Below are 3,619 nucleotides of genomic sequence, written 5' to 3' on the forward strand. Positions count from 1 at the left end.
GTGCAAGGTGCTGACGAACTTAAGGGCTGGCAGCTCGCGGTCGACCACATCAACAACGGCCACGAGTTGATGAAGGCGTTGGCGCCGAAGGTCGACAAGGGGTTGCTCGGCAAGAAGGTCGAGCTGTTGTCCGCCGACAGCGCGGCCAAGCCGAACCAGGCCGTCGAGCTCGAGCAGAATTTCATCCACCAAAACAACATCATCCTGATGACCGGCTCGACTTCATCGGCGGTCGCGGTTGCGCTCAACAAATTCGCGCAGCGCGAGAAGATCCTCTACGTCGCGGGCATCTCCGGCTCAAACGACACAACAGGCAAGGACTGCGTTCGCTACGGCTTCCGCCAGAATTTCTACGGCCAGACCGCAGCCAACGCGATCGGCCCGATTCTTGTGAAGACCTACGGCAAGGGAAAGAAGGCGGCATTCATGACGCCGGACTACACTTACGGCCACACCGTGACCAAGTCGGTGAACGACTACCTGACCTCTCAGGGCGGATGGGAGATGGTGACGGACCAGGTCTCGCCGTTGGGCACCCAGGATTTCAGCCAGTATCTGACCAATATCGCAAATTCGGGCGCCGAATTCATCGTCAACGTCAACTGGGGCCGCGACGCGGTGCTGTCAATCCAGCAGGCCAAGCAGTTCGGCCTGACTCCGAGCATGAAGATGGTGATCCCCTACCAGATCCCCTTCCTTGCCAAGGAAGTAGGCCCCGAACTGACAGCCGGGGTTTTTGCCGCTACCGATTTCTGGTGGACCCTGCAGGACAAGTATCCGCTCGCCAAGCAGTTCGTGGACGCATTCCAGCAAAAGTTCGGCTATCGGCCGGAATGGGGCGCCGAAAACGCCTATGTCAGCTTCGCTCATTGGGCGCGCATGGTGTCGCAGGCCGGTAGCTTCTATCCGCCGGACGTCATCAAGCAATACGAGAAGGGTGAGACCATCCCTTCACTCGTCGGCGACGTTCACTATCGGCCGGAAGACCATCAGTGCGTGCGACCCGTCGTACTCGTTCAGGGTAAGGATCCCAAGGACATGAAGAGCGACGACGACTACTGGAATGTGGTGGAGGTCGTCGATGGCGCGCCGCTGATGCAGAAGCCCGACGAGTTCGGCTGCAACCTGGGCAGCTACACCTGATGCCCGCAGCGCCTTCTCCGCTTCGCCACGGCTGGAGAGGGCGCTCGCATCGGGACTGGCTCTGCCCGGACGCAGACGGTTCGTCTCCCGGCGCTCGGTGGGATGTCGATTGTTCGCGACTTGTCTGCCAAACCCTTGCTGGCGCGCGGGCAGGGCATATTTTTCATGACTAAGGTGGGCGCAGAGTGATCAACTGGGCAAATTTCATTTCGCAGTGCTTCAATGGGCTCGTACTCGGCGCGCTTCTGGCGCTGATCTCCTCCGGGCTGACCATCATCTACGGGACGCTCGGCGTCCTGAACCTTGCCCACGGCGCGATGTTCATGCTCGGTGGCTATGCCGGCTGGCTCGCCTACACCTACACAGGTTCATTCCTCGCCGCGGTGGCGGCCGGATCGCTGTTCGTGATGATCGTGGGGGTGTTGATCGAGCGGCTGATCGTTCGCCATTTCTACACGCGGCCGCTCGAGGACCAGCTTCTCGTCACATTCGGGCTCGGCATCGTTTTCGTCGAGACGGTCCGCTTTTTCTTCGGCAGCCTCTCGCACACGGTGCCGCCGCCCGCCTCGCTAGTCGGCATTACCCATCTCGGCTTCATGGTCTATCCCACCTACCGATTGGCGCTCCTCGGCATCGTCGCCCTGGCGCTGCTGATGCTCTATGTCGTGCTCTATCGCACCCGCATCGGGATGATCGTGCGAGCAGGCATCGAGGATTCGGTAATGGTCGACTCGCTTGGAATCGATGTCTACAAGATCTTCATGCTCGTCTTCGGCATCGGAGCCATGGCAGCTGGCTTCGCCGGTATTGTCAACGCACCCGTGGTGTCGATCGCGCCCGATGTCGGGGAAGCCATACTGGTCCAGACCTTTGTGGTCGTGGTAATCGGCGGTGTCGGTTCCTTTACCGGCGCCATCCTTGGCGGCCTCATCGCCGGCGAAATCATCAGCATCACCTCGATGTTCAATCCTGGTTATTCGTATGTCATGCTGTTCGTGGCGATGACGCTGGTGTTGGTGCTTCGACCGCACGGGCTGCTCGGCACGGCAGGGCGTGAGTAGACGCGGTCGGCCATGAACATCAAACATCCCTTCCTCGTCGAGCTTCTGACGGCGCTGGCGCTCGTCCTGGCGCCTTTCGTTCTGCCCCATCTCGGGTTCTCGCCCAGCACGATCAATCGTATCCTGATCTGGGGACTGTTCGGGATCGGCTTCGACATCCTGTTCGGCTACACGGGATTGCTGTCCTTCGGCCAGTCGGCCTTCTACGGTACTGGCGGGATGTTCGCCGCCTATCTCCTGACTGAAACCGGCTTCTCTTATGTCATGGCTGCCATTGTCCTGGGCGCCGTCGTGTCGGGTGTCGTCGGCTACGTGATCGGGTTGATAGCCCTGCGACGCACCGGTATCTATTTCGCCATGATCACGGTGGCGATCGCCGAAGTCTTCTTCTTTGTCGAGTTCAATCCGCTCTCGGCATTCACGGGCGGCGAGAACGGCTTGCCTGGCGTGCCAACCCCGGTCGTCAACCTCGGCTTCACGGTGCTTGAATTCAACACCGACTGGACGATGTATACCTTCCTGGCGTTCTGCTATTTCATCGGCATTGCCGTCGCACTGCGCATCGTACGCTCGCCCGTTGGCGCGATCCTTTCGGCGATCCGCGACAATCCGCTCCGCGCCGCGGCGCTGGGCCACGACATACACGGCTACAAGCTCACGGCCTTCGTGGTTGCCGCGATCTATGCCGGCTTTGCCGGCGGCCTGTTGGGCGTGATGCAGGGCTTCATGCCGCCGGACGCTTTCATGTTCGACACGTCCGGCCAGGTCGTGATGCAGACGGCGATCGGCGGTGCCGGCACACTGTTCGGGCCGCTGGTGGGCGCGACGGTGTGGCTCTATCTCAGCGACTTTTTCCAGAACACATTGCATCTCGGCGCCACATGGAAGTTGGTGCTCGGCATCGTTTTCGTGCTGCTGGTCTGCTTCCTGCGGCGCGGCATCGTCGGTGCGATCGTCGATCTCTATGGGTTGACCGGTGGCCGCAAGCGCATCGAATCGTCCAATACCGCGGTCGAGAGTGCGCCGCACGTCGTGACCGCCGTCGAACCGATGCCGGCGCGCCGGCGTGGTGCTGCGCCAGCATCCGGACCGATCCTGCAGGTGCAGGGCCTAACCAAACGCTATGGCGGTATCACAGCCAACAGCGACATCGACCTCAGCGTCGATCATGGGGAGATACGGGGCATCATTGGACCCAACGGCGCGGGCAAGACGACGTTCTTCAAGATGCTCACCTGCGAGATCGCGCCAACCTCCGGCCGCATCATACTGGCCGGCCGCGATATTACGGGCATGGGCGTATCCGAGGTGTGCCAGCTCGGGCTCACCAAAAGCTACCAGATCAACCAGCTATTCGACCGCTTGACGGTGCGGCGGAACCTGATGATTGCCGCGCTGGGCGAGGCGCGTGGAAA

3 protein-coding genes are annotated in these 3,619 nt (G+C 61.0%); all 3 read left to right on the top strand.

Going from position 1 to position 3,619, the window contains the following annotated elements:
* The coding region (locus EN925_RS27925; RefSeq protein WP_245487322.1) for a substrate-binding protein at positions 1-1,143 on the top strand (1,143 nt) is incomplete at its 5' end.
* 185 nt (positions 1,144-1,328) lie between these two features.
* Complete coding sequence (locus tag EN925_RS27930; protein WP_064995207.1) at positions 1,329-2,204, top strand: branched-chain amino acid ABC transporter permease; 876 nt, start codon at positions 1,329-1,331, stop codon at positions 2,202-2,204.
* A gap of 12 nt (positions 2,205-2,216) precedes the next feature.
* Positions 2,217-3,619, top strand: a 1,403-nt coding sequence (locus EN925_RS27935; protein WP_128337072.1) for an ATP-binding cassette domain-containing protein, incomplete at its 3' end; no start/stop codon positions are given.

This window comes from Mesorhizobium sp. M7A.F.Ca.US.006.04.2.1, assembly GCF_004022915.1.
Lineage (GTDB): Bacteria > Pseudomonadota > Alphaproteobacteria > Rhizobiales > Rhizobiaceae > Mesorhizobium > Mesorhizobium ciceri.